The following is a 22,583-nucleotide window of genomic DNA, read 5'->3' on the forward strand; positions in this document are numbered from 1 at the left end:
GCCGGTCACCGACGTGCGCCGAACTGCCCCCTCGGCACGACCGAGGGGGCACTTTGCCGGAAGTCGCGCGGGCGAGTGTCGCCGACTTGCCGCAAACATCCCCCTCAGCCCATCGGAAGGGGCACTTTGCGGCAACTCGGCGTAACGGTGATCCGCTCGGGCGCATCTGCAGAACGTTCGCGGGCGCGTGGGTCAGGCCAGGTCGTCGAGTCCGGCCGGCAGCGGGCCGTCGCTCACCAGGTAGAGCCGCTGGGTTGCGCGGGTCATCGCCACATAGAGGGCCCCTGCGCCGCGTTCGGATGCGGCCACCACGCCAGCGGGGTCGACGACGACCACGGCGTCGAACTCCAGCCCCTTGGAGTCCTGCGGGGTGAGCAGCGCCACATCGCGCAGCAGGCCGAGTGCTCCCCGGCCGACGATGTCACCGAACTCCGCCTCCAGCTCCGCGGCGAGGGCGTCGATGTGCTCCTCCACCACGATCACCGCGACGGTGCCGCCCACGCCCAGCGCGCGTTCGCGGCGCACGGCGTCGAGCGCATCCGTGAGCACCTCGACAGGCCAATCACTGGCCCGCACCGTGCGGGATGCGGTGATCGGCAGGCCGTGCGCCACCGCCATGCTCTCGGCCGCCTCGGCGATCTGGCTGGGCGTGCGGTAGTTGACCGTGAGTTCCTCCAGGCGCCAGCGGTCGGCCTCGAAGGAGGACTCCAGAACGGGCGCGAGCGCCTCCCGCCAGCTGTCGGCGGCGGCTGCTGCGGCGGCCTGGGCGATATCGCCCACGATGGTGAACGAGCGGCGCGGCCCACGACGCATGAGGAGCCGCCACTGCATCGGCGAGAGCTCTTGCGCCTCGTCGACGATCACGTGCCCGTAGGTCCAGCTGCGGTCCAGCGCGGCGCGCTCGGCCGTCGTGGCCCGGTCGCCGAGCTCGGCGAAGTTGTCGGCGAGGGCCTTCGCGTTCACGAGTCCCTTGACGTCCATGTTCTTGATGGCCAGCTCGGCGTTCTCGATGTCGCGCTTGCGCTGCTCCTTGGCCTCGCGCTTCTGAGCGGCGTCGACCGCGCTGTACTCGCCGAGGTGCTCGGCCGCCTCGTCCAGCAGCGGGATGTCGGCGATCGTGAACTCGGCGTCACGGGCGCGGTAGAGCAGGGCGCGCTGGGCCGCCCGCCAGCGCGGCGTCAGCTCCTCCAGCCACTGCGGCCGGGCATAGAGGTCCTGCACGAGCTTCTGCGGAGTCAGCGGCAGCCAGGCCGTGTTGAGCGCCACCCGCACATCGTCGGCCAGGCGCAGGTCTTCGCGCAACATGGGCAGATCGGTGTCGTCCATCGACCGGCCCTGCTTCTGCAGCTGCTCGAGCCATTCCCGGGCCAGCGAGTTGAGGGCGTGCTTGACGAAGACCACACGGGCCTCGTTGTGCGGCTTGCCGCCCGCGCGGGCCCGGTGGATGGCGGACTCGATCAGCTGGGGCTTGAGCAGCAGGGTGTCGCCGTTCACGAGCAGCTTCTGGCTGCCGGACGGCACCTTCTGCCGGCTCTTCACGGCGCGCGCGATGAGGTCGGCCATGAACGTCTGGCCCTTGAGCGCGGCGACGGCCGGCGCATCCTCGTGGCTGGCCTCGACGCCGGGGAACAGCTGGCCCACCGAGGCGAGCACCACGCCGGTCTCGCCGAGCGACGGCAGCACCGCTTCGATGTACTGCAGGAACGACGTGGACGGGCCCACGATGAGGACCCCGGCGTTCTGCAGCCGGTCGCGGTGCGTGTAGAGCAGGTAGGCGGCGCGGTGCAGCGCCACGGCGGTCTTGCCGGTGCCCGGCCCGCCCTGCACGACGAGCACGCCGTTCAGCCCCGAGCGGATGATGCGGTCCTGTTCGGCCTGGATCGTCGAGACGATGTCGGCCATATGGCCGGTGCGCTGGGCTGTGAGCGCCGAGAGCAGCGCCCCCTCGCCCTGGTGCAGGCCGGCGGTGTCGCCCTCGAGCAGCGCGGCATCCAGGATCTCGTCTTCGATGCGGATGATTCGCCGCCCGCTGGAGAGCAGGTGCCGGCGGGACCGGGCGCCCAGCGGAGTCGCGGCGGTGGCCTGGTAGAAGGCACTGGCCTGCGGCACCCGCCAGTCGAGCAGGATCGGCTGCAGGTTCTCGTCCCGCAGGCCCACCCGTCCGATGTAGCGGTACACGGGAGTGCCGTCCTCGTCCTCCGGGGCCGTCTCCAGACGGCCGAAGGCGAGCCGGTCGTCCACCTCGCGCAGCTGCACGATGCGGTCCTCGTAGGTGCGGGCGAAGGTGTCGCGCTCCGACCGGGACTGGTGGTTGCCGCCGACGTCGAGCATCCGCACGGCCTTCAGCTGAGCCTCGGCCTCGCGCTGCAGCGCGTCGAGTCGCGCGTACAGCGTGGCGACATAGTCCTGTTCCCGCGCGAGCTCCTGATCGACCACTCAAACACCCCTCAAATCAAACGACCAGTTTAGCCGCTGGTGGTGCGCCTGGGTTTTGTCCCCCGATCGGGAGAGGACGGAGACCGAGTCCGTCATGCGGCCGAAATGTGACCGGCATAGAAGCTCCCTACATTTGGAGCACCGGATTCCGTACCTAGTCGCGGAATGAGCCCGAATCAAAGGGGTAGTAAATGAGTGGAAATGCCATGCGTCTGCAGGCGATCAGGGACGTTGAGGCCTATGTGCCTCCGGCCGTCAGCTTCACCGACACCGAAACGCCCGGCCAGATCTTCGGCGAGAACGTGTTCAGCAGCGTCGTCATGCAGAAGCGGCTGCCGAAACTGGTCTACAAGTCGGTCATGGCCACCATCGAGCACGGCGCCATGCTCGACCCCCTGGTGGCGGATGCCGTCGCCAGCGCCATGAAGGACTGGGCGATGGAGAAGGGCGCGTCGCACTACGCGCACGTCTTCTACCCGTTGACCGGTCTGACGGCCGAGAAGCACGACAGCTTCCTCGAACCGGTCGGCGACGGCACGGCCCTGGCCGAGTTCGCGGGCAAGACCCTGGTGCAGGGCGAACCCGATGCGTCCAGCTTCCCCAACGGCGGTCTGCGCAACACCTTCGAAGCCCGCGGCTACACCGGCTGGGATGTCACCAGCCCCGCCTACGTGCTGGAGAACCCGAACGGCAACACGCTGTGCATCCCCACGGTGTTCGTCTCGATGACCGGAGAAGCCCTCGACCACAAGACCCCGCTGCTGCGCTCGCAGCAGGCGATGGGCGAGCACGCCGAACGCATCCTGCGCCTGTTCGGCCACGACAAGCCGGCCAAGGTCGTTTCATTCTGTGGTCCTGAGCAGGAGTACTTCCTGGTGGACCGGCACTTCTTCCTGGCCCGCCCGGACCTGCTGAACTCCGGCCGCACCCTGTTCGGCGCCAAGCCGCCCAAGGGCCAGGAGTTCGACGACCACTACTTCGGCGCCATCCCCGAGCGCGTGCTCGGCTTCATGATGGACACCGAGCGGGAGCTGTTCAAGCTCGGCATCCCCGCCAAGACCCGGCACAACGAGGTCGCGCCCGGCCAGTTCGAGATCGCCCCGATGTTCGAACGCGGCAACATCGCGGCCGACCACCAGCAGCTGCTGATGACGACGTTCAAGGCCATCGCCAAGAAGCACGGCATGGAGTGCCTCTTCCACGAGAAGCCGTTCCAGGGCGTCAACGGATCGGGCAAGCACGTCAACTTCTCGCTCGGCAACAACCAGCTGGGCAGCCTGCTCGTCCCCGGGGACACCCCGCACGACAACGCCCAGTTCCTGGTCTTCTGCGCCGCGGTCATCCGGGCCGTGCACAAGTACGCGGGCCTGCTGCGGGTCTCCGTGGCCTCGGCCACCAACGACCACCGGCTCGGCGCCAACGAGGCCCCGCCGGCGATCATCTCGATCTTCCTCGGCGACCAGCTGGCGGATGTCTTCGAGCAGATCAAGAACGGCGCCGCCACCTCCTCCAAGGGCAAGGGCAGCATGATCATCGGCGTCGACACCCTCCCGGTGCTGCCGACCGATCCCGGCGACCGCAACCGCACCAGCCCGTTCGCGTTCACCGGCAACCGGTTCGAGTTCCGCGCCCCGGGCTCGATGCAGACCGTGAGCGGCCCGATGGTCACCATCAACACGATCATGGCCGAGTCGCTGGACTACATCGCCACCGACCTCGAGGCCGCCGTCGCGGCGGGCACCGACTTCGATACGGCCGTGCAGTCGCTGCTCACGCAGATCATCACCGATCACGGCGCCGTCGTGTTCAACGGTGACGGGTACTCGGATGCCTGGCCGATCGAGGCCGAGAAGCGGGGACTCGCGAACCTGCGCACCACGCTCGACGCCCTGCCCGAGCTCATCACCGAGCCGGCCATGGACCTGTTCGAGAAGTACAAGGTCTTCAACCACCGGGAGATGCACAGCCGATACGAGATCGGCCTGGAGCAGTACGCACTCACGATCGGGGTGGAGGCCCGCCTCACCCTGGAAATGGGCACCACGCAGATCCTCCCGGCGGCAGTGCGGTACCAGACCGAGCTGGCCGTCAACGTCGGGGCGCTCTCGGCCGCCGGAGTGGACGCCGACACCGCGCCGCTCCTCGCCGTGACGGGCCCGGTCGGCGAGCTGCGGAGCGCCCTGGCCGGCCTGAAGGCCGCGCTGGATGCCGAGACCGGCCACGAGGCGCTGGCGGAGGCCGAGCACGCCCGGGATGCGCTGCTGCCGGCCATGGCCGCCGTGCGCACGGCCGCGGACGCGCTCGAGGACCTCGTCGCGGACGACCTGTGGCCGCTGCCGACCTACCAGGAGATGCTCTTCATCCTGTAGTCCACGACGGAGCGCGACAGAGCCCCAGCCGGAACCCGTACGGGTTCCGGCTGGGGCTCTGGTGTATCCCCGTTTAGGCGGCCAGCGGCATCCGGGCCGGCTCGGCCGCGACCGTGAGGGCGCCGTCCTGCACGCTCACCGCGACGATGCCGCCGTCCCCGAGGGCCGAGGCCACCAGCAGGTCAGCGATCCTGTCGTCGACCTCGCGCTGGATCACCCGGCGGAGCGGCCGGGCGCCGTACTCGGGCTCGTACCCGTGCTCGGCGATCCAGTCGATCGCCTCGTCGGTCACCGTGAGGGTGTGGCCCTGGGCGTGCACCCGGTTCTCGGTCTGGCCCAGCAGGAGCCGCACGATGCGGCGCAGCTGGGTCTGTTCGAGCTTACGGAACAGCACGACCTCGTCGATCCGGTTGAGGAACTCGGGCCGCATGGCCTCGCGGAGCTTGGCCATCACCCGGTCGCGCAACGCCTTCTCCGAACCGAAGCCGTTGCCGGCTCCGTCCAGATCGGCGGTGAAGCCGAGCGCGCCGCTGCGGCTGGCCAGCACCTCCGAGCCGATGTTCGACGTCATGATCACCACGGTGTTGCGGAAGTCCACCGTGCGACCCTGACCATCGGTGAGCCGGCCGTCGTCGAGCACCTGCAGGAGCAGGTTGAACACGTCCGGGTGCGCCTTCTCGATCTCGTCGAGCAGTACCACCGAGTAGGGGTTCCGCCGCACGTGTTCGGTGAGCTGACCGGCCTCGTCGTAACCGACGTAGCCGGGAGGGGCGCCGACCAGGCGGCTCACGCTGTGGCGCTCGCTGAACTCGCTCATGTCGAAGCGCAGCATGGCCTTCTCGTCGCCGAAGAGCGACTCGGCCAGCGACTTGGCCAGTTCGGTCTTGCCCACGCCGGTGGGGCCGAGGAAGAGGAAGCTGCCGACCGGACGGTTCGCGTCGCCCATGCCGGTGCGGTTGCGCCGCACGGCCTTGGCGATCACGGTCACGGCGTCGTCCTGCCCGATGACCCGCTCGTGCAGGTCGGCCTCGAGCCGGGCCAGGCGCTCGCGGTCACCGGCGGTGAGGCGGCTGGCCGGGATGCCGGTGGCCCGGGCGATGATCGCGGCGATCTCGGCCTCGTCCACCACGGCGGACGGACCGGAGTCCTCGCCGCCCTGGCTGACGACGGCCGCGTCGATGGTCGCCGCGATAGTCTCGGCTTCATCGCGCAAGCGGGACGCCTCCTCGTACTGCTCGGCGGCGACCGCGTCGGCCTTCGCCGACTCGAGTGCCGACTGCTTCTCGCGCAGCCCGTCGACGTCCACGCGGGAGCCGAGGGCCAGGCGGGCCCGGGCGCCGGCCTGGTCGATCAGGTCGATGGCCTTGTCCGGCAGGAACCGGTCCGGGATGTACCGGGCGCTCATCTCCACGGCGGCGCGGATCGCGGCATCCGTGTAGCGCACCGAGTGGTGCTCGGCGTAACGCTCCTGCAGGCCGGCGAGGATCTGCACGGCATCCTCGATACCGGGCTCCCCCACCCGCACGGGCTGGAAGCGTCGTTCGAGGGCCGGGTCCTTCTCGACCTTGCGGTACTCGTTCAGGGTGGTCGCGCCCACGACGTGCAGTTCACCCCGCGCCAGGCGGGGCTTGAGGATGTTGCCCGCGTCCATGCCGCCCTCGCCGGAGCCGCCGGCACCGACGACGGTGTGCAGCTCGTCGAGGAAGACGATGATCTCGTCGCTGCGTTCGCTGATCTCATCCATGGTCTTGGTGAGGCGTTCCTCGAAGTCGCCACGGTAGCGGGTTCCGGCGAGCATGGCGGGCAGGTCGAGCGCGATGACGCGCTTACCGCGCAACTGCTCGGGCACGAGGCCGTCGACGATGGCCTGCGCGAGGCCCTCGACCACGGCGGTCTTGCCCACGCCGGCCTCGCCGATCAGCACCGGGTTGTTCTTGGTACGCCGGGAGAGGATCTCGACGGTCTGCTCGATCTCGTCGCTGCGGCCGATCACCGGGTCGAGCTTGCCGGAGCGCGCCCGCTCGGTGAGGTCGACGCCGTAGGTGTCGAGCATCGGGGTGTCGGAGGTGCCGTCGCCGACCGGGTTGCCGGCGGCGGCCTGGGCCTCGTCGGCCTCGGCCTGCTGGGCTCCGGCTTGCAGCGACTCAGCGGTGACGCCGGCGGCGGCCAGCACCTGGGCGGCCGGGGCGTCCTGGTTCACCACGAACGCGAAGAACAGGTGCTCGGGGTCGATGTAGGTGGAGCCGAACGCGCGGGCCACCTGGTGGGCGTCGAGCAGGGCGCGCTGGGCCGACGGGGTGAGCGCGGGCGCCGAGGTGGCCTGCTGCTCGCTGGACTCGGGCAGACGCTGATCGGCGGCCGTCACGATCGCGGCCGGGTCGCCGCCGGCCCGGCGGATGGCCGACGCGGCGGGTTCCTGCTCCACCATGACGCGCAGCAGGTGCAGCGCGTCGACGTGGGCGTGGCCGTGGTCGACGGCGAACTGTGCGGCCTGCACGAGGAGCTCGTGGGTGCGCCGGCTCAGCAGTCGGGTGATCTCAATGGGTCGACCGGACTGCGCGGAGCGCTGGCCCTGCAGGTAGCGGGCCAGGAATTCGTCGAAGGAACCGTTCTCGGATCCGGCCGGGCCGAAGTATGTAGGCAATGCATCCTCCTGGGAGTCAAAACGAGGAGGGATCCCGAAAGTTGAGCGCCCTCGACTCAAGTCAACGCCTGGGGGCGTTTTTCATTCCCGCCCGAAGCTGAGACTCCCCTGAGTCCGTCGAGATCGCCGGTCTGCTCTCGCGCCCACCTCGTCGGTCGAGCTCGTCGAGACCCGGCGAGGGCCGTCGCCAACACGTTCGGCTCCCGGGATCTCGACGAGCTCGATCAGCGGATGGGTCGCGACCGGCGGCCGGGCTAGGAGGTGAGGTCGGCGCACTCCGGGGCCGCCCGGAACGCCTGGCCGAGGGTGCTCGACGTGTCGTTGATGGCCGTGGTGACGGTCTGCACGGTGCCGGCGACACTGTTGAGCGCGTCTCCGGTGTCGCCGACCACTGTGGCCAACGCGTCCACAAGGGCGGCCCCCGTCGTGCCCTGCACCTGGCTGGCGCTCGACTCCAAGGTCTTCAGGGACTGGTCGACGTTGTCGATCGAGTCCTGCACGGCGAGCAGTTCCGGGTCGTCGCCCAGGTTTTCCGGCGGCGACTTCACGGTGTCGACCAGGTCCGTGGCCGACGCCGAGACTGTGTCCATCTGGTTCGAGATGGCCGTTCCCACCGAGTCCCCACCGGTGGCCGCCGCAGCGGCGAGGCCCTGAACATCCGTCTTCAGCGTGGTGATGTCGCTGCAGACCGTGCCCGCCCAGGTCACCTGGGCCGCGGTCGGCGGGGAGGCCGTGGACCCGGCCGTCGCCGTGGCAGTCGGCGAATCTGTCGCCGTCGGGCTCGGCGACGCTGAATCGCCGCCGGCCGTGCAGCCGGTGAGGAGCACCAGCAGAACCATGGACACGATGGGCTTCTTCACGGGGGTGCTCCTCACTCGGTTGTCGGTCACCGGCTACTGCGTGTCGTCTTCGCTTCCCAGCTCGATGGCCAGGTCGAGGGCTTCCGCGATCTTGCGCGCCGAGGACATCAGCCGCGGCGTGCCCACGATCGGCGCCACGGCGACGAGAACGTCCTGCACGTCATCGACCGTCAGCCCCACCTCCGCGGCCGGTCCCACGTGCAGGAGGTACGAGGCGACGGGTGCGTCGACCGCCGCAAGGGCTGCGATCCTGGCGATCATCAAGGTGCGCGGGTCGAGCTCGGTGCGGGCCAGCGACACCGCGTTGATCTCGGCCGCCGCATCGAGCACCGGGGTTGTTCCTCTAGCCATGGGTATCACTCCAATTCCAGGGCATCGCCCTGCCGTCGTCGATTCCTGCCATTGTCGGATCCACGCTGGCGGGTTCACCTGGTTCGCCCGGCACGCGCGGGATCCGGCCTGTCGCCCCAGACGGTAGCAACCTATGTCGCAGAGGCCGATGGCCGGGCCGTGGAATCCTCCGAAACGGATGATGCCGGGTGCGGCCGCCCGGCCCGGGACGAGGTCAGCCGCGCTCGATCTCCCTGGCCAGTGAATCCAGTTCGGCGCCGCCGGCCATCAACCGGGTGAGTTCCTCGATGGTGATGCCGGCCTTGTCGAATTCGCCCAGGCTGGTGCCGCGGTTGAGCACCAGGAACCGGTCCCCGACCGGGTAGGCGTGGTGCGGGTTGTGGGTGACGAACACGACGCCGAGTCCGTTGTCGCGGGCCCGCGCGACGTAGCGCAGCACCACCCCGGCTTGCTTGACGCCGAGCGCGGAGGTCGGTTCGTCGAGGATCACGACCCTGGCGCCGAAGTAGATGGCGCGGGCGATCGCCACCGACTGCCGCTCTCCCCCGGAAAGGGTGCCGATGGGTTGGTCGACGTCACGCAGGTCGATGCCCATCCGGCCCAGTTGCTCCAGGGTGACCGCGCGCATCTCGGCGACCCTGAGCCGCGAGAACGGGCCGACGCCGGCGCTCAGCTCGGATCCGAGGAAGAAATTGCGCCAGACCGGCATCAGCGGCACGATCGCCAGGTCCTGGTAGACCGTGGCGATCCCGGCGTCGAGGGCCTGCCTGGGGCCGCCGAAACGCACGGCGGTTCCGTCGAGCAGCAGTTCGCCCGAGGAGTGCGAGTGCACTCCGGCGAGGATCTTGAGCAGCGTCGACTTGCCCGCGCCGTTGTCGCCCAGGACGCAGAGCACCTCTCCCGCCGACACCGAGGTGGAGATGTCGCTGAGGGCGATGACCGAGCCGTAGACCTTGCCCACCCCGCGCACCTGCAGGATGGCCGTCTCCGCGGCGCTCATTCGCGCACTCCGGCCTGGCGGCGCACCGAGAGGTTGACCAGCACGGCGAGCAGTAGCATCCCGCCCAGGAAGGCCTTGAGCCAGTTGTTGTCCCACTGGGCGAAAACGATGCCCTGCAGGATCATGCCGTAGATGAGCGCGCCGAGGGCCGCGCCGACGGCGGACCCGTAGCCGCCCGTGAGCAGGCAGCCGCCCACGACGGCGCAGATGATGTAGACGAATTCCTGGCCGATGCCGGTGGTGGCCTGCACGGTCGCCACGTCGAAGAGCGACAGCATGCCGACGAGCCAGCCGGCCGCGGCCGTGCCCATGAACAGGCCGATCCGGGTGCGCCGCACGGGAACGCCGGTTTGCACGGCGCTCTGCAACGCCCCGCCGATGGCGAAGATCCAGTTGCCGTAGCGGGTGCGGAGCAGGATCCAGCTCGCGACGATGGTGAGGCCGAGCCACCAGAAGACCGACACCTTGAGGTTCACTCCGGCGACCGGGATCGTCGACCCGAAGATCGCCTTACCAGCGTCGAAACCGGGTACCGCGCTCATGCCCTGGATGGCGACCTGGCCGGTCACGAGCTTGGTGCCGGCGAGGTTGAGGCCCTGCAGGATGAAGAAGGTGCCAAGAGTGACGATGAAGCTCGGGATGCCGGTGCGCACGACGAGGAACCCGTTGAAGGCGCCGACAGCGAGGGCGATCAGCAGAGCGAGCACCATGGCCAGCCAGAGGTTCATGCCCCACTGGGTGGTGAAGGCGCCGACGAGCAGGCCCGTGGTGCCGGTCATGGCACCGGCGGACAGGTCGAACTCGCCGCCGATCATGAGCATCGCCACGGCCACGGCCATGATGCCGAACAGCGACGCCGAGTAGAGCCAGGTGGCCGCGCCGGCCGGGGTGAGGAACGAGGTGGTGGCCAGGGAGAAGTAGCCGAAGATCGCGGCGGCGGCGACCAGCGCGCCCATCTCGGGGCGGCGCAGCAGGCGCACCACGGGGTGCGTCGCGGCGAGTCTCTCGTCCCGGCGGGGTGGCGTGGCCAGCTGCGTCATCGCGTGCCGTTGCCGGCGAACCCGGCGACCTGGTCGGCGTTCTCCTGGGTGACGAAGCCCGGCCCGGAGTAGACCGGCAGGTTACCGCCGACGACGTTGCCGTTCGTGTAGAACAGCTCGAAGAAGCTCACCGGCAGGTAGCCCTGCAGGTAGGGCTGCTGGTCGACGGCGAAGAGGATGCTGCCGTCGCTGATCAGCCCGGTGACATCGGCGGAGACATCGAACGTGCCGATCTGGGCGTCGCTGCCGGCCTCGGCCACGGCCTGCGCCGCGGCGACTCCCACCGCGGAGTTGAGGGTGAGCACACCGTCGATGGTGGGGTCGGCCAGCAGGGCGCTCTTGATGGTGTTCTGGGCATCCGCGACGTTGGCGATGTCGACCTGCAGGTTGCTCATGCTGCCGTCGAGGGTGTCCGCGGCACCGCGGCACCGGTCTTCCAATCCGGCGTTGCCGGCCTCGTGGATGACGCAGATGACCTTGCCGGCGCCGGCCTCGGTGAGTTTGGTGCCCGCCCCCTGCCCGGCCAGGTACTCGCTCTGCCCCACGTGGGTGAGCGCGCCGACCGACGCGGATTCCTCGGCGCCGGAGTTGATGGTGATCACCGGGATGTCGGCGGCGGCCGCGTCGGCGAGGGCGCCGCGGAGACCGTCGGGGTTGGCCATCGACACGATGATGCCGTCGACCTGGGCGGCGATGGCCGTCTCGATCAACTGGCTCTGCTTCTGCACATCCGGGTCGCCCTGGTAGGTGACCGTGGCCCCGTAGAGGGTGCCGGCCGCCTCGGCGCCGGACTTCACGACGTCCCAGAACGCGTCGCCCGGAACCGAGTGCACCACGAGGGCATAGGTGCGGTCGGATGCGCCGGCCGCGGCGCCGGCCGAGCCGGCGGACGCGATCGGCTGACCGGTGCAGGCGGCGAGACCGGTGACGGTGAGCAGGGCGAGGGCGGCAGTCGCGCCGGAGCGGGCCCAGCGGGCAGGGATTCTCGACACGGTGCTTTCGTCCTTCGGTGTGTGCTGGAGGTGCGGTCTACCGGAGTGGTCCCCACGGGGACAGTCCGGATGTGAGCGTTGAGGGGCGCCTTTTCGGGGCGCAGTCCACTTTAGGCCGCGGGCGACGCAGGTCACAGCCGAGGCGTCAGGCCTGCCGGGCTGTCCGCTCCAGCCCGGCACGGTAGTCGGCCCACCATTCCGGGCTGCCCGACGGCAGGTTGTCGTTGACGGCCCGCAGCCCGGCCGCCCCGTCGATCAGCTCGCGCACGATGTCGGCGTGGCCGGCATGCCGGTGGGTCTCGCTGATCAGGTGCACCAGGATGCGGTGCAGCGTGACCGTGTTGCGCTCGGCCGGCCACCACGCCACCCGGCCGGTTCCGTGCAGCGGCACCTGGGCGATGGTGGCGTCGGAGTGCGCCCAGACCCGGCGATACAGGTTCACCAGGCCGTCCCGTGACTCATCGAGGGTGGCCCACATGTCGGCGTTGTCCGGGGCGGCGTCGTCCATCCACGGCATCGGCTCGGGGAACGGCCGTCCGAAGGTCGCGCCGAGATACCCGGCCTCCACACCGGCCATGTGCTTCACCAGGCCCAGCAGATTGGTGCCGGTCGGAACCAGGGGCCGGCGCATGTCGTAGGGGCTGAGCCCGTCGAGTTTGAAGACCAGGGCTTCCCTGGCCTCCTGGAGATAACGGCGCAGGTCTCCGGCATAAGCGTCTTCGGTCATGCGCTCCAGCCTTCCAGATCACCGCGCCGCGCGACAGTCGGGGAGAACAGCCAGGGAGAATAGGACCCATGAGTGCAGCGGGCGAGTTCGTGGACGCCACCCTGCAACGCGAGAGCTCCTGGGAACGCGCCGAAGCCGCCCGGGCCCGCCTGGGCGGAACCCTGGCCTTCTACGGCGCATCCGTCGGCGCGGTCCGCGGCACGGTGCGCGACACCGCCCGGCGCTACCCCGGCCTCGACCACGACGACATCACCGCCCTGAGCAGCGAGCTCTGGGCGCTGCCGGTGTTCGAGAGCCGGCTGGCGGCCGTCGTGCTCCTGCAGAGCCACGTGAGGATGCTGCGTGCCTCCGACCTCACCCGCATCGAGGGGTTCCTGCGCGAGGCCCGGCTGCCCGCCCTGGTGGATCCCCTCGCGGTCGACGTGGTGAGCCCCCTCGTCGCCGGCCTCACCGGAGCGGCCCGCGGGCGCGCCCAGGTGGTGCTCGACCGGTGGGCCGCGGACCCCAGCGACAGCCTTCGCCGCGCCGCCGGGCTGCTCGCCGCCGCCGACTAGATCGTGACGACGAGCTTGCCGCGGGTGCTGCCATCCGTGAGCCGGCGCATCGCGCTGGCGGCCTCGGCGAGGGGGTAGACGCCGTCGATCACCGGGGTGATCGCTCCGCTCTCGAGCAACCCCGCAAGGATGTGCAGGTCACCGTGCCGCACGACCGACGTGAGGCCGGTGAGCTTTTGCGGCACCAGGGGTGAGAGGAAAAGTGCCCGGAGCGCCCGCTCGAACCCGCCGGTGAGCCTGCCACCGCCTTCGCCGCCCACGATGACCAGGGTGCCGCGTGGCGCGAGCAGCCGGCGCAGGGACGAGACCGACCGGTTGCCCGCGGTGTCGAGAACGAGGTCATAACGCTCACCCGACCGGGTGATGTCGCCACGCGTGTAGTCCACGATCACGTCTGCCCCGAGCGAGCGCACGTAGTCGGCCTTGCCCGGGCTGCAGACTCCCGTGACGTGGGCGTCGAAGGCGTGTGCCAGCTGCACGGCGTAACCGCCGACAGCGCCGGATGCGCCGATCACGAGAACCCGCTCCCCCGCGCCGGCCTCGCGCACCGAGGCCAGGCCCTGCAGGGCCGTGACGGCGGAGACGGGCACCGCGGCCGCCTGTTCGAAGCTCAAGCCGGCCGGCTTGGGCTCGACGGTGCCGGCCCGGGCCACGGCGTACTCGGCCAGTGACCCGTCGCAGACCCCGAAGACCTCGTCGCCGGGCTGGAACCGGGTGACCTGGGCGCCGACGGCCTCGACCCGGCCCGCCACATCCATGCCCCGCACCCGGTTCCTCGGGCCGCGCCGACCCGCGGCAAGGCGCAGCAGCAGGGGTAGCCCCGTCATCATGTGCCAGTCGCCGATGTTGAGACTGGCGGCCCGCACCGCGATGAGCACCTCGTCGTCACCGGGCGAGGGCCGGTCGATCTGGGCGGGGTGGAGCACGTCGGCCGAGCCGTAACGATCCTGCACGATGGCTCTCATGAGCGTCCTCCGGGTGTTGGCGGTGCGGGGCTGGCTGGCGGAGTGGGGCCGGTTGTCGCGCTCGGCCGGGCCGGGCCGGCGGGGTACTGGAATACCTCGTCGAGTGGTCGATTGAACACCCGTGCGATCTGGAACGCCACCTCGAGCGAGGGCGAATACCGGCCCTGCTCGATGGCGATGATGGTCTGCCGGGTCACGCCGACCTGCCGGGCCAGGTCGGCCTGGGTCATCTCGCCGTGCTCGAATCGCAGCCCGCGGATGCAGTTGGTGATACTGGTTGCCTTCACCATTTCTGGAACCCGCGGCGGTATGCGACGATCCGGGTCACCGAGGCCAGGACCGCCGAGAGTACGAAGCCCAGGTAGATCACGTTGGCGATCCAGAACGGATCGAGCTCGGCCAGGGCGAACAGCAGGGCTAGCACGGCGCCGAGGATCACGAAGGACTGCCCGATGTACTGTCCGGTCCGGTGGATCTCGGTGTCACGCTGGTCCGTCACGGTCGCCTCGCGGGGCGAGATCAGGCCCGCGCCGATGGTGAGCACGATGGTGCCCAGAATGGCGCCGCCGATGCTCCAGAGCATGAGTGCGGCGTACGGCACCTCGGTGAGGGGTCCCGTCCGGGTGCCCCCGAGCAGCAGACCCAGGTAGATGCCGTACGCCAGGATCGTGACACCAGCCATGATCCAGGCGCGTTTCTCTTCGTGTGCCACGTGTGCCGCCCGTCTGAGAGTAAAGAATTGTTGACATCCACAATGTATGCCGAAGCAGACACCGTGTCAAACTTTTTTTACTCTCTGGATCAGAACGTCGTGGCCGAGATCTGCTGCAGTGCCCAGCTGTTGCCGTGCGGGTCGCTGAAGTATGCGTAGCGGACACCGCCCATATCGGTGACCGTCGAGACGTCCACACCGTTTCCCAGCAGGGTCGCGCGAACGGCGTCGAGGTCGTCGACGACCAGGTGCAGGTTCTGCACCGGGGCGGCATCGGGAGCGCTGATGCCCACCCCGATCACGATGGAGCAGGCCGATCCCGGCGGCGTGAGCTGCACCACGCGCATCCCGTTGCCGGGTGACACATCGTGATCGAGGTGGAACCCCACCTGGTCGACGTAGAACGTCAGGCTGCGGTCAACGTCACTCGCCGGCAACGGCACCAATTCCAGTCGCATATCCATAGTGGTCTCATCCTGGCACCCCGGGAGTCACGAGTGGGCCAGCAGCCAGTCCAGAACCGCCGGGCACTCGTCGAGGATCGAGATGTGGCCGTCGTCCGGGTACTCCCAGAATTCGGCCCGGGTGCAGGTGCGGGCCAGCCACGCTCCGTGGGCGGGCGGCACCACCCGGTCACGGCCGCCCTGCACGATCAGCACGGGCACCATCACGGCGGCAGGGTCGAAGCCCCAGGGCATCACGAACGCCAGGTCGTCGTCGATGAGGCCGTCCGGGCCTGCCGCCGACGCCTCCCCCACATCGTCGCCCAACGAGGCCCAGTCCCCGGCCAGAGTGGCGTAGTCGCGTTCCACGAAGCTGGCCGGGTCGAACTCGGCGGTGGCCTCGTAGTGTTCACGGGCGGCGCGGCCCGCCAGCGCCGACCGCAGCGCACCGTCGGACGCCATCCCGGCGAAGAAATCCAGGTCCTCGGCGTCGATAGGCGCGAGGGAGGCCAGGCACGCGGCGGCGATCACCCGGTCGGGCAGCAGCGCCGCGCAGGCCAGGGCGTGCGGGCCGCCGCCCGAGGCGCCCATCACCGCGAACCGGTCGAGGCCGAGGGCATCGGCGATGGCCGCCACATCCGTCGCCGCGGAGGCGACCGAGCGGCCGGGCCGGGGCGACGAGCCGCCGTAGCTGGGCCGGCCGTAGGAGATCAGACGGATGCCTCGCTGGGCCGCCGCCCTCAGCAGCGGAGCGAGCAGCGCGCCGGTCTGCGGCGACCCGTGCAGCCACACCACCGTGAGGCGGGGCCGGGCGACATCGCCGCCGGGGCTCTCGGCGCTGTCGTGCACCCTGAGCACCCGCCCGTCGGGCAGTCGCAGATCGTGCACGGACACCATCGGGCCAGCGTAAGCCGGATTTCCCCGCCCGGCCAGAGCGGCGCGTCAGCCGAGCGCCGGTTCCGCCTCCCGCGTCTGGGCCTGGGCCGGCTCGGGCGACACCGACTCTGGCGACATCAGCGGGGTGATGTAGGAGAAGCCAGTGGCGCTGTTCTTCGTCATCGAGAGCACCAGGTCCATGTACGGTTCGAGCGCGGTGACCTTGTCGAGCGGAGACCCCACGATCAGTTGGAACCCGAGCCCCTTCCACGCCGCGACGGCGCGGCCGGCGAACTCGGAGTCGGACTTCACGAACCCCTCGTCGAGGAACACGGGCGCGAACCTCGGCCGGGTGCGGCTCTCGTCGCCGAGCTGGAACCGCAGGGCGGCGCCGACCACGAAGGCCACCAGTTCCTGCGATTCGCCACCGCTCTTGCCGCCGAGCGACGAGTACGTGCTCACTTCGACGCCGTCCGGCGTGGTGCGCACCGCGGTGATCTCCACGTGCCGGCGCACGTCCAACAGCAGGTCACGGTCGGACTCGCCCTTCATCGCCGTCCGGCCGCCCGCGCGCGCGCCAGCCACGCCGTCCAGGTCGTCCGGCCGGCGGATCAGGTTCATGAAGGCCTGCAGCCGGGTGAACCGGCTCTCGGTCTGTTCGTCGGTGAATTCCTCGGTGGACCCGGACGAGAGCAGCTTGAGTTCCTTGCGGAACGCCGTGGCGTCGTCGCGGTGCAGACGGCGCAGCGAGATCTGCAGCCGGTCCCGGCCTGCCCCGAACGGGAGGGTGGTGAGGATCTCGTTGATGGGCCGCAGTCGGTCCTCGATCTCCTCGATCGACGTGGTGAACGCGCCGACGAGGGGCACCAGGTCCTGGCCGCTCCAGGCGGAGAGGCGACGCTTCCATTCCTGCCGGCGCTCGTAGAGGCCCAGCGTGTACACGGCATCCAGGATGTCGTTGTAGCTGGAGTACGATTCCATCCCCACGCCGATGTTCGGGTCTGGCCAGCGGCTCTGGAAGGTCTCGAAGATCCCGATCAGAGTGTCCCTGGCGTTGCGGGCGGTCTCGCGGTCCTGGCTCGACTGCTCGATGAGGCGCTCGCGCAGCCGCTTCACCCCGCCGGCGAAGCCGGCGAGATCGGCGCTGTCGGCGCCGAACGCGAACTGCGCGTCGAGGTGGGCGGAGTGCTCGTCGGTCAGGGTGACGGTCTCGTCGGCCTGGATGCGCTCCAGCCGCACGTTGACGATGTCCTGGCGGTCCACGATCGCGGCGTGCTCGTCGCCGAGCTCGGCGGCTGCCCGCTCGGTCTCGTGCTTGCGCTTCTGGGCATCCTCCAGCTGGCTCGACAGGCGCGCCTCCTCATCCTGCAACCCGCGCAGGACATCGCTGCCCGCGAGCAGGCGTTCCCGCTCGGCTTCCTTTGCGCCGATCCGGGCCTGGGCCCCGGCCACGTCGATGGCCGCCCAGGCGGTGTCGATCAGGTGCTGGTGGGCATCCTTCAGCCGGCGGAGCGCCATGATGCGGCCCGCCATGGCGGAGGCCTGCTGGGCCAGGTCGTCGGCCCGCGCCTTGAGGGCGGCCAGCTCGTCGGTGATCTCGGCCAGGCGCACCCCGCTGGAGAAGCCGATGATGGAGCGCTGGTCTTTGTTCCAGCCGTGCGCGCCGCGCTTGCCATTGCGGATCTGCCCGCTCTGGGTGACCCGGGAACCGTCCCCGGCCAGCTCGGCCGGTCCGGCCACGCAGAGCGCGTCGATGGCGGGAGCCTGCACCCGGTCCTGCACCCAGCGGCTGAAGGGCGAGTCCTTGAAAACGAGCTTGCCGGAGACGTACCGCGGGTCGGGTCGCACCTCCTGGTGCGGGTGCAGGGCGACACCCTCGAAGTGGATGCGCACCGGGATATGCAGCGGGTCGATGGCCTCGCCGAGCGCGCGCAGACGGGTCTCGTCGACGAGCAGTACCCTCACGACCGACGAGAGGGTGACCTCGGCGGCCTGGCGCCAGGCGTCCTCCCCCGGCGCGATGTCGATGAGCTCGGCCACGAAGGGCAGTTCGTCGGCGGGGATGCCCGCGGCCTCGGCGATCATCAGGCGGGCGTTGTGCAGGTGCTGCGGCACCAGGCTGGCGCGGCCGGTGAGGAAGCCGTGCTCCTGCTTGAGGGTGCGGATCTTCTCCTCGATCGGGTAGGCGGTGCGCTGCAGGCCCACCCGCTCAAGGTCGAGCTCCTGCTCGGTGGCGGCGAAGCCGGCCACGAACTCCTCGGCGCGCAGCTGGGCGGCGGCGAAGTCGTCGGCGGAATCGATGGTCGCGCCGACCAGGCTGATCCGGTCGTCGAACCGGGCCCGTTCAGCGGCCACGTCGTCGCGGCGGGCGGTGAGCACGTCGAGTTCGTTCTGCAGGCCGGCGAGGACGTCGCCGCCGTTGTCGCGCTGCTGGTGCTGCAGGTCGGCGACCCGGCCCTTCAGCTCGGTCTCGGCATCCCGGGCGGCGCTGAAGGCGGCCTGGTTCTCACGCCGGCGGGCGCGGTTGGTGTCGGCGGCCGCGTCGAGCAGGCCGTGCTCGGTGAGCAGCTGCCAGAGCACGAAGGGGGTGTCGCCCTCGCGGTGCACCCCGAACCGGTCGATCAGGTCGGCCTTCTCGGTGGCGGACTCGTAGTCCCGGTGCAGTTCGGGCAGGCGCTCGAGCACCTTGGCCTTCTGCGCCTCGGTGACCATGGCGCCGTAGGAGCGCTCGAGGTCTTCGAAGTGGTCGACCGCCTTGTCGGCCGCCGCGTAGGTGGCGGGCTCTTCGAGCACCATCGACTTGTAGAGACCGTCGACGGTCTTCACCTGTTGGCCGGCCTGGATGCGGGCGAGCAGGCGCAGCGCCTTACCGCCCTCGCCGTTGGCGCCGATGCCGAGCCGGGTGTAGAGGGTCTGGGAGAACGCGGCGTAGGTGTCGAACACGTCGAGGTCGCTGAACCGGTTCTTCAGGGCGCGCTTGTCGAAGCGGGCCTCGGTCACGTCGGCGAGGTCGCGCAGGTCGAGCCGGCCGTCGCGGGTGGCCATCTTCATCGTGACGTCGGCGAACTTCGTGGCTCCGCGCGGCACGAAGTACGCCCGCAGTACGGTGAAGCGGCGCTTGTTGTCGTCGATGAAGGTCATCGCGACGGCGCCCCAGGTGGCTTCGTCGGCGCCTCGGAGCACCTGGTCGTGCATCGCTCCGGTGTCGGCCTCCCGAGTGGAGTCGGTCTTGCCGCGCAGGTAGGTCATCAGGTTGCGCTGGTCGACGCTGCGGGCCCGGCCGGATCCGGCGTCGTTGGAGGCGCCGTTGAACGGGGTGTCCGAGGGCATCATCAAGGCCAGGTAGGCGTCGAGCAGACTGGACTTACCGGTTCCGGACGCGCCGGAGACCAGGGTGGCCGATGTGGCGAAGTCGACGGAGTGGTGGCCCTGGAAGCCGCCCCAGTTGACCATCTGGAAGGACTCTGCGCGCCACTGGGTGGTTCCCTCGGTGGCGCCGTCCATGTGGAACAGCGGGGAATCGGTCATGAGACGGCCTCCAGGTCGGGGTCGGCAGCGGAGGCTTCGGTAGGTTCGGCAGGTTCGACGGACTCGTCGGTGTCCGTGTCGAGCTCGTCGGCGTGAGCGGTGCCGGCGGCGGGCAGTTCCCGGCCGTTCTGCTCGACCAGCCATTCCCACAGTTCGCCGAGCCGTTCGATGGGCAGCAGCACCTCGATCACGGCCGAGATGCGGAAGCGGTCGGGGTCGCTGGTCTTCAGCAGCACCCGGGCCTTGGCCAGGCTGTCCACGGCCGCGGCGGCCCGCCGGGCATCGCCGAACCGGTCCGTGGCGTGCTCGGGCCGGAAGTGCGCCACGTTGTCGACCAGGTTCTCCCGGTCGACGATGACGATGTCGACGCCGCTGGCGCGTTCGCTGCGGAAACGCTGGCGCAGCAGCACCAAGAGGATGGTCTCCTCGCGCGTGTACGCCACGTCGTGCAGCAGGGTCGGGAACCTGTCGCCGCCCTCCCCCACGGCCTGGCGTTTGAAGGCCACCTCGTAGTGCAGGTCCACGTGCAGATCGAGGAACAGGTCGTTCAGCCGCGACTTGAGCAGGGACTGGGAGGCGAGCAGGGTGCGCCATTCGGCGGGCTGCAGCGCCGCGGAGATATAGCGGTGCTTGAGCAGCAGCACGAGAGTGCGGCGCTGCTCCACCGTGAGGCCGCCCTCGTCGCCCTCGAACAGCGAGAAGCTCTCGGAGCCGTCGTCATCGGCCGCGGGCTGGCCGGTGCTGTCGCCGTCCGGGTCGGTCACGTCGCTCGGGTCGCTGGGGTCGGCCAGGTCGGCCAGGTCGGTCACGTCGTCAGTCATGATCAGGTCCATAGTTCAGGGCGGCCAGGGCCGCGGTGTCGTCGTCGGTGAGCGTGATGCGGGGCACCCGGAAGGTGCGCCGGGTGCCGTCGGGCCGCACGGTGTCGAAGTCCTCGGTCGGGGCGTCCGCGCCATCCGTGTGTCGCACGGCGTCGACCTGGGTGGCGATCTGCATCAGCCCCAGGATCTCGACCGGGCGGCGCATGGCCGGCTCCAGGCTGTTGAAGGCGTCGCCCACGGACGCGGCACCCCGCTCGGTGAACGCCGTCACCATGGCGTCCCGCAGTTCCTCGAGCAGCGGGCCACCCTGGGTACGCATGGCGTCGAGGCTCGGCGGTTCGGGGGCGAACGCCGACACGTCCTCGAGGGGCGGCGGCGCCTTGTGCGCGCCGGGGTCGTAGAAGCGTTCGCGCAGGTGCTCGAGTTCGAGGGTGCCCGGCATGAGTTCGGCGGTCACCGTCGACCGCGGGCCGGCGGTGTGCATCCACACGGCGAGTTCCTTGTTGATCTCGCGCAGCAGGCGCTCGAGTTCGCGGTCCTTGACCACGTCGTGGTTCACGATGTGCTCGCGCAGCGTCGTGGTCAGGCCGTTCCGTTGGGTGAGCACATCGTCGACGCCCTTGCGGATGAGGCTCACTGTGCCCATGAAGCTGCGCCGGTCCGCGGCGCTCAGTTCGAGCGCGAACGGGTGCAGCAGGATCGACTCGAGGTCGTTCTTGAGTTCGGACAGCAGGGCATCGTTGCGCAGCAGCACGAAGGCGCCTTCGAAGGCGCGTCCCTCAGCGGTCGACGACATCAGCGCATCCGTCTTGGACAGGTACTCGTCGAGGACCTCGCTGATCGGGCGTTCCTCAGCGCGGAAGTCGTTGACGATCTGCCGGTGCATGCCGGCGACGGATTCCTCGACACGCTTGAAGTCGCTGGGCAGCTGGGTGATCAGGTCGATGAGGTTGGCGTAGCCCTCGTGCATCTGATCGTTCGAGGCCGCGGCGATCTCGCCGCCGGCGGCTAAGCGGTCCCGTTCGGCGGCCTTCTCCGCGATCTCCAGGTCGAGCCGGCGGATGCGTTCGTCGCGGTCGGGGTTGGCCTGGGTGGCGCGGTGGCGCACGGTGTCGACGATGGTGGTGAGGCGGGATTCGCTGATCAGCGCCCGGTCGCGGGAGAGCCCGTCGACCAGGAGCAGGGCCTCGAGGGCGTGCGACGTGAGCGAGTACTGCTCCTCGTCGTCCTCCCCGGTCTCCCGGTAGAGCCACTGGTCGTTCATCCACTGCACGCAGAGCGCTCGGCCGTTCTTGCCCGGCACCTCGCTGCCGATGGAGCGGAGGTCGGCCAGGTAGGCGTCCACCTGGGTGTGCAGGCGGTCGGCTTGCACGCTGCGGCGGTCGCGGCTGAACGAGGCCTTGAACACGGCGAGCACGAACGGCGCCCATTTGCGGTCGAGCAGGCGCAGGGTGGGCCGGTCGAAGGCTTCGCGTACCCGCGCCAATTCACCCGCAATGTCACTCACTCGCGCACGTTCCTTTCTCGACGACCCGCTCAGGGCCTCCTCAACCGTAGTCGCCCGAACGCCGCGCTCCGGGCGGCCGGCGTCAGCCTGTGCAGACGGCCGGGCGGGTCGGCCCGGCGGGGACTCGGACCTCTAGTAGTCGCTGGGCCCGTTTCCCGCGGCTTCGTCGGCTCGGAGCTTCAGCAGCGCGAGGTCGACGAGCAGGAACATTTCGGTGCGTTCGGCGCGGTGCCGCTGGTAGTCCGGGTCGCGCGGATCGATCGAGAGGCGCATCAGCCGGGTGTGCATGGCGTCCTGGATCTCGTCGCTGGCCAGGTTCTGCGCGTCACTCACGATCCGTGACACGTGCTCCTCGTCGTCGGCCACGGCGGTGAGGGCCACCGCCAGCAGCTTGTGCACCCGGCGGCGCAGCTTGAGCTGGCGGATGTCGGTGAGCTGGTCCTGGCTGAGGTCGACCCGCCAGGTCATCGAGGTGAGCTGTTTGCGCTGGCGACGCACCCGTTCGGCGGAATCCAGGTTCTCCCGGGCGAGTGCGAGGAGTTCCCGGCGGGTGGTGTCGGCGAACCTGTCCAGGTCGTAGTCGGCGTGCTCGGCGATTCCGGCCACGATGATGTCGTTCTTCACCGCCATCCGCACGGCAGACAGCGCGATGAGCAATCCCTCGTCGACGATGCGCGAGATCGGCGCACGGCCGTGCCTCGTCGCATCCGTCACATTCTCATTTTACGGTGCCGTGACCTGAGCCCCGAAAACCTCGG

Annotated in this window: 19 protein-coding genes; 2 read left to right on the forward strand and 17 right to left on the reverse strand. The window is 69.8% G+C overall.

The window, feature by feature from the left end:
* Positions 1 to 192 precede the first annotated feature (192 nt).
* Complete coding sequence (locus DOE79_RS03285) at positions 193 to 2,436, reverse strand: HelD family protein (RefSeq protein WP_162942582.1); 2,244 nt, start codon at positions 2,434 to 2,436, stop codon at positions 193 to 195.
* A gap of 191 nt (positions 2,437 to 2,627) precedes the next feature.
* Here DOE79_RS03285 and DOE79_RS03290 point away from each other — a divergent pair, with 191 nt between their 5' ends.
* On the forward strand, positions 2,628 to 4,805 hold the full coding sequence (locus DOE79_RS03290) for a glutamine synthetase III family protein (RefSeq protein ID WP_120337263.1): 2,178 nt from the start codon (positions 2,628 to 2,630) through the stop codon (positions 4,803 to 4,805).
* Between the two features lie 73 nt (positions 4,806 to 4,878).
* Here DOE79_RS03290 and DOE79_RS03295 read toward each other — a convergent pair whose 3' ends face one another.
* The 7 genes from DOE79_RS03295 to DOE79_RS03325 all read right to left on the reverse strand — a co-directional run bounded on the left by DOE79_RS03295 (position 4,879) and on the right by DOE79_RS03325 (position 12,419).
* Positions 4,879 to 7,449, reverse strand: coding sequence for an ATP-dependent Clp protease ATP-binding subunit (locus tag DOE79_RS03295; RefSeq protein ID WP_120337264.1), 2,571 nt, complete (start codon positions 7,447 to 7,449; stop codon positions 4,879 to 4,881).
* A 254-nt stretch (positions 7,450 to 7,703) separates the two neighbouring features.
* Positions 7,704 to 8,309, reverse strand: coding sequence for a hypothetical protein (locus DOE79_RS03300; protein WP_120337265.1), 606 nt, complete (start codon positions 8,307 to 8,309; stop codon positions 7,704 to 7,706).
* Between the two features lie 33 nt (positions 8,310 to 8,342).
* Complete coding sequence (locus DOE79_RS03305; protein WP_066594738.1) at positions 8,343 to 8,660, reverse strand: carboxymuconolactone decarboxylase family protein; 318 nt, start codon at positions 8,658 to 8,660, stop codon at positions 8,343 to 8,345.
* Between the two features lie 214 nt (positions 8,661 to 8,874).
* Positions 8,875 to 9,660: an ATP-binding cassette domain-containing protein gene (locus DOE79_RS03310; protein WP_120337266.1), complete on the reverse strand. Its 786-nt coding sequence runs from the start codon at positions 9,658 to 9,660 to the stop codon at positions 8,875 to 8,877.
* The gene (locus tag DOE79_RS03315; protein ID WP_120337267.1) at positions 9,657 to 10,700 is read right to left on the reverse strand and encodes an ABC transporter permease; all 1,044 of its coding nucleotides are present in this window, start codon (positions 10,698 to 10,700) and stop codon (positions 9,657 to 9,659) included. The genes DOE79_RS03310 and DOE79_RS03315 overlap by 4 nt, the downstream gene beginning before the upstream one ends.
* A complete protein-coding gene (locus DOE79_RS03320) occupies positions 10,697 to 11,692 on the reverse strand; it encodes a substrate-binding domain-containing protein (protein ID WP_245977094.1) in 996 nt (331 codons plus the stop codon). Before DOE79_RS03320 ends, DOE79_RS03315 begins: the two co-directional genes overlap by 4 nt.
* A 145-nt stretch (positions 11,693 to 11,837) precedes the next feature.
* The gene (locus DOE79_RS03325; RefSeq protein WP_120337268.1) at positions 11,838 to 12,419 is read right to left on the reverse strand and encodes a DinB family protein; all 582 of its coding nucleotides are present in this window, start codon (positions 12,417 to 12,419) and stop codon (positions 11,838 to 11,840) included.
* A 68-nt stretch (positions 12,420 to 12,487) separates the two neighbouring features.
* Between DOE79_RS03325 and DOE79_RS03330 the strand changes: the two genes are divergently transcribed.
* The gene (locus DOE79_RS03330; RefSeq protein WP_120337269.1) at positions 12,488 to 12,973 is read left to right on the forward strand and encodes a DNA alkylation repair protein; all 486 of its coding nucleotides are present in this window, start codon (positions 12,488 to 12,490) and stop codon (positions 12,971 to 12,973) included.
* On the opposite strand, the gene DOE79_RS03335 is transcribed toward DOE79_RS03330, so the two are convergent.
* From DOE79_RS03335 to DOE79_RS03375, 9 genes are all read right to left on the reverse strand, one after another.
* The gene (locus tag DOE79_RS03335) at positions 12,970 to 13,938 is read right to left on the reverse strand and encodes an NAD(P)-dependent alcohol dehydrogenase (RefSeq protein WP_120337270.1); all 969 of its coding nucleotides are present in this window, start codon (positions 13,936 to 13,938) and stop codon (positions 12,970 to 12,972) included. The genes DOE79_RS03330 and DOE79_RS03335 overlap by 4 nt on opposite strands.
* The gene (locus tag DOE79_RS03340; protein ID WP_120337271.1) at positions 13,935 to 14,228 is read right to left on the reverse strand and encodes a helix-turn-helix transcriptional regulator; all 294 of its coding nucleotides are present in this window, start codon (positions 14,226 to 14,228) and stop codon (positions 13,935 to 13,937) included. The genes DOE79_RS03335 and DOE79_RS03340 overlap by 4 nt, the downstream gene beginning before the upstream one ends.
* Positions 14,222 to 14,650: a hypothetical protein gene (locus DOE79_RS03345; protein WP_120337272.1), complete on the reverse strand. Its 429-nt coding sequence runs from the start codon at positions 14,648 to 14,650 to the stop codon at positions 14,222 to 14,224. The genes DOE79_RS03340 and DOE79_RS03345 overlap by 7 nt, the downstream gene beginning before the upstream one ends.
* Positions 14,651 to 14,739: 89 nt before the next feature.
* Entirely contained in the window at positions 14,740 to 15,114 is a 375-nt protein-coding gene (locus DOE79_RS03350; protein ID WP_120337273.1) for a VOC family protein, read from the reverse strand.
* A gap of 27 nt (positions 15,115 to 15,141) precedes the next feature.
* Complete coding sequence (locus tag DOE79_RS03355) at positions 15,142 to 15,990, reverse strand: alpha/beta fold hydrolase (protein WP_120337274.1); 849 nt, start codon at positions 15,988 to 15,990, stop codon at positions 15,142 to 15,144.
* Between the two features lie 45 nt (positions 15,991 to 16,035).
* Positions 16,036 to 19,497, reverse strand: a complete 3,462-nt coding sequence (locus tag DOE79_RS03360; RefSeq protein WP_162942583.1) for an ATP-binding protein — start codon at positions 19,495 to 19,497, stop codon at positions 16,036 to 16,038.
* A complete protein-coding gene (locus DOE79_RS03365; RefSeq protein WP_162942584.1) occupies positions 19,494 to 20,318 on the reverse strand; it encodes a DUF4194 domain-containing protein in 825 nt (274 codons plus the stop codon). Before DOE79_RS03365 ends, DOE79_RS03360 begins: the two co-directional genes overlap by 4 nt.
* Entirely contained in the window at positions 20,311 to 21,825 is a 1,515-nt protein-coding gene (locus DOE79_RS03370) for a DUF3375 domain-containing protein (RefSeq protein ID WP_120337277.1), read from the reverse strand. The genes DOE79_RS03365 and DOE79_RS03370 overlap by 8 nt, the downstream gene beginning before the upstream one ends.
* A 132-nt stretch (positions 21,826 to 21,957) precedes the next feature.
* Positions 21,958 to 22,539, reverse strand: coding sequence for a hypothetical protein (locus DOE79_RS03375; RefSeq protein ID WP_120337278.1), 582 nt, complete (start codon positions 22,537 to 22,539; stop codon positions 21,958 to 21,960).
* Positions 22,540 to 22,583 lie beyond the last annotated feature (44 nt).

Origin of the sequence: Cryobacterium soli (assembly GCF_003611035.1) — a bacterium.
GTDB lineage: Bacteria > Actinomycetota > Actinomycetes > Actinomycetales > Microbacteriaceae > Cryobacterium > Cryobacterium soli.

Excerpts from the sequence above, each read along its gene's own strand:
- DOE79_RS03290 (WP_120337263.1), top strand. The coding sequence starts at position 2,628 with ATGAGTGGAAATGCCATGCGTCTGCAGGCGATCAGGGACGTTGAGGCC.
- DOE79_RS03305 (WP_066594738.1), bottom strand. The coding sequence starts at position 8,660 with ATGGCTAGAGGAACAACCCCGGTGCTCGATGCGGCGGCCGAGATCAAC.
- DOE79_RS03310 (WP_120337266.1), bottom strand. The coding sequence starts at position 9,660 with ATGAGCGCCGCGGAGACGGCCATCCTGCAGGTGCGCGGGGTGGGCAAG.
- DOE79_RS03315 (WP_120337267.1), bottom strand. The coding sequence starts at position 10,700 with ATGACGCAGCTGGCCACGCCACCCCGCCGGGACGAGAGACTCGCCGCG.
- DOE79_RS03325 (WP_120337268.1), bottom strand. The coding sequence starts at position 12,419 with ATGACCGAAGACGCTTATGCCGGAGACCTGCGCCGTTATCTCCAGGAG.
- DOE79_RS03330 (WP_120337269.1), top strand. The coding sequence starts at position 12,488 with ATGAGTGCAGCGGGCGAGTTCGTGGACGCCACCCTGCAACGCGAGAGC.
- DOE79_RS03335 (WP_120337270.1), bottom strand. The coding sequence starts at position 13,938 with ATGAGAGCCATCGTGCAGGATCGTTACGGCTCGGCCGACGTGCTCCAC.
- DOE79_RS03340 (WP_120337271.1), bottom strand. The coding sequence starts at position 14,228 with ATGGTGAAGGCAACCAGTATCACCAACTGCATCCGCGGGCTGCGATTC.
- DOE79_RS03350 (WP_120337273.1), bottom strand. The coding sequence starts at position 15,114 with ATGGATATGCGACTGGAATTGGTGCCGTTGCCGGCGAGTGACGTTGAC.
- DOE79_RS03355 (WP_120337274.1), bottom strand. The coding sequence starts at position 15,990 with ATGGTGTCCGTGCACGATCTGCGACTGCCCGACGGGCGGGTGCTCAGG.
- DOE79_RS03360 (WP_162942583.1), bottom strand. The coding sequence starts at position 19,497 with ATGACCGATTCCCCGCTGTTCCACATGGACGGCGCCACCGAGGGAACC.
- DOE79_RS03365 (WP_162942584.1), bottom strand. The coding sequence starts at position 20,318 with ATGACTGACGACGTGACCGACCTGGCCGACCTGGCCGACCCCAGCGAC.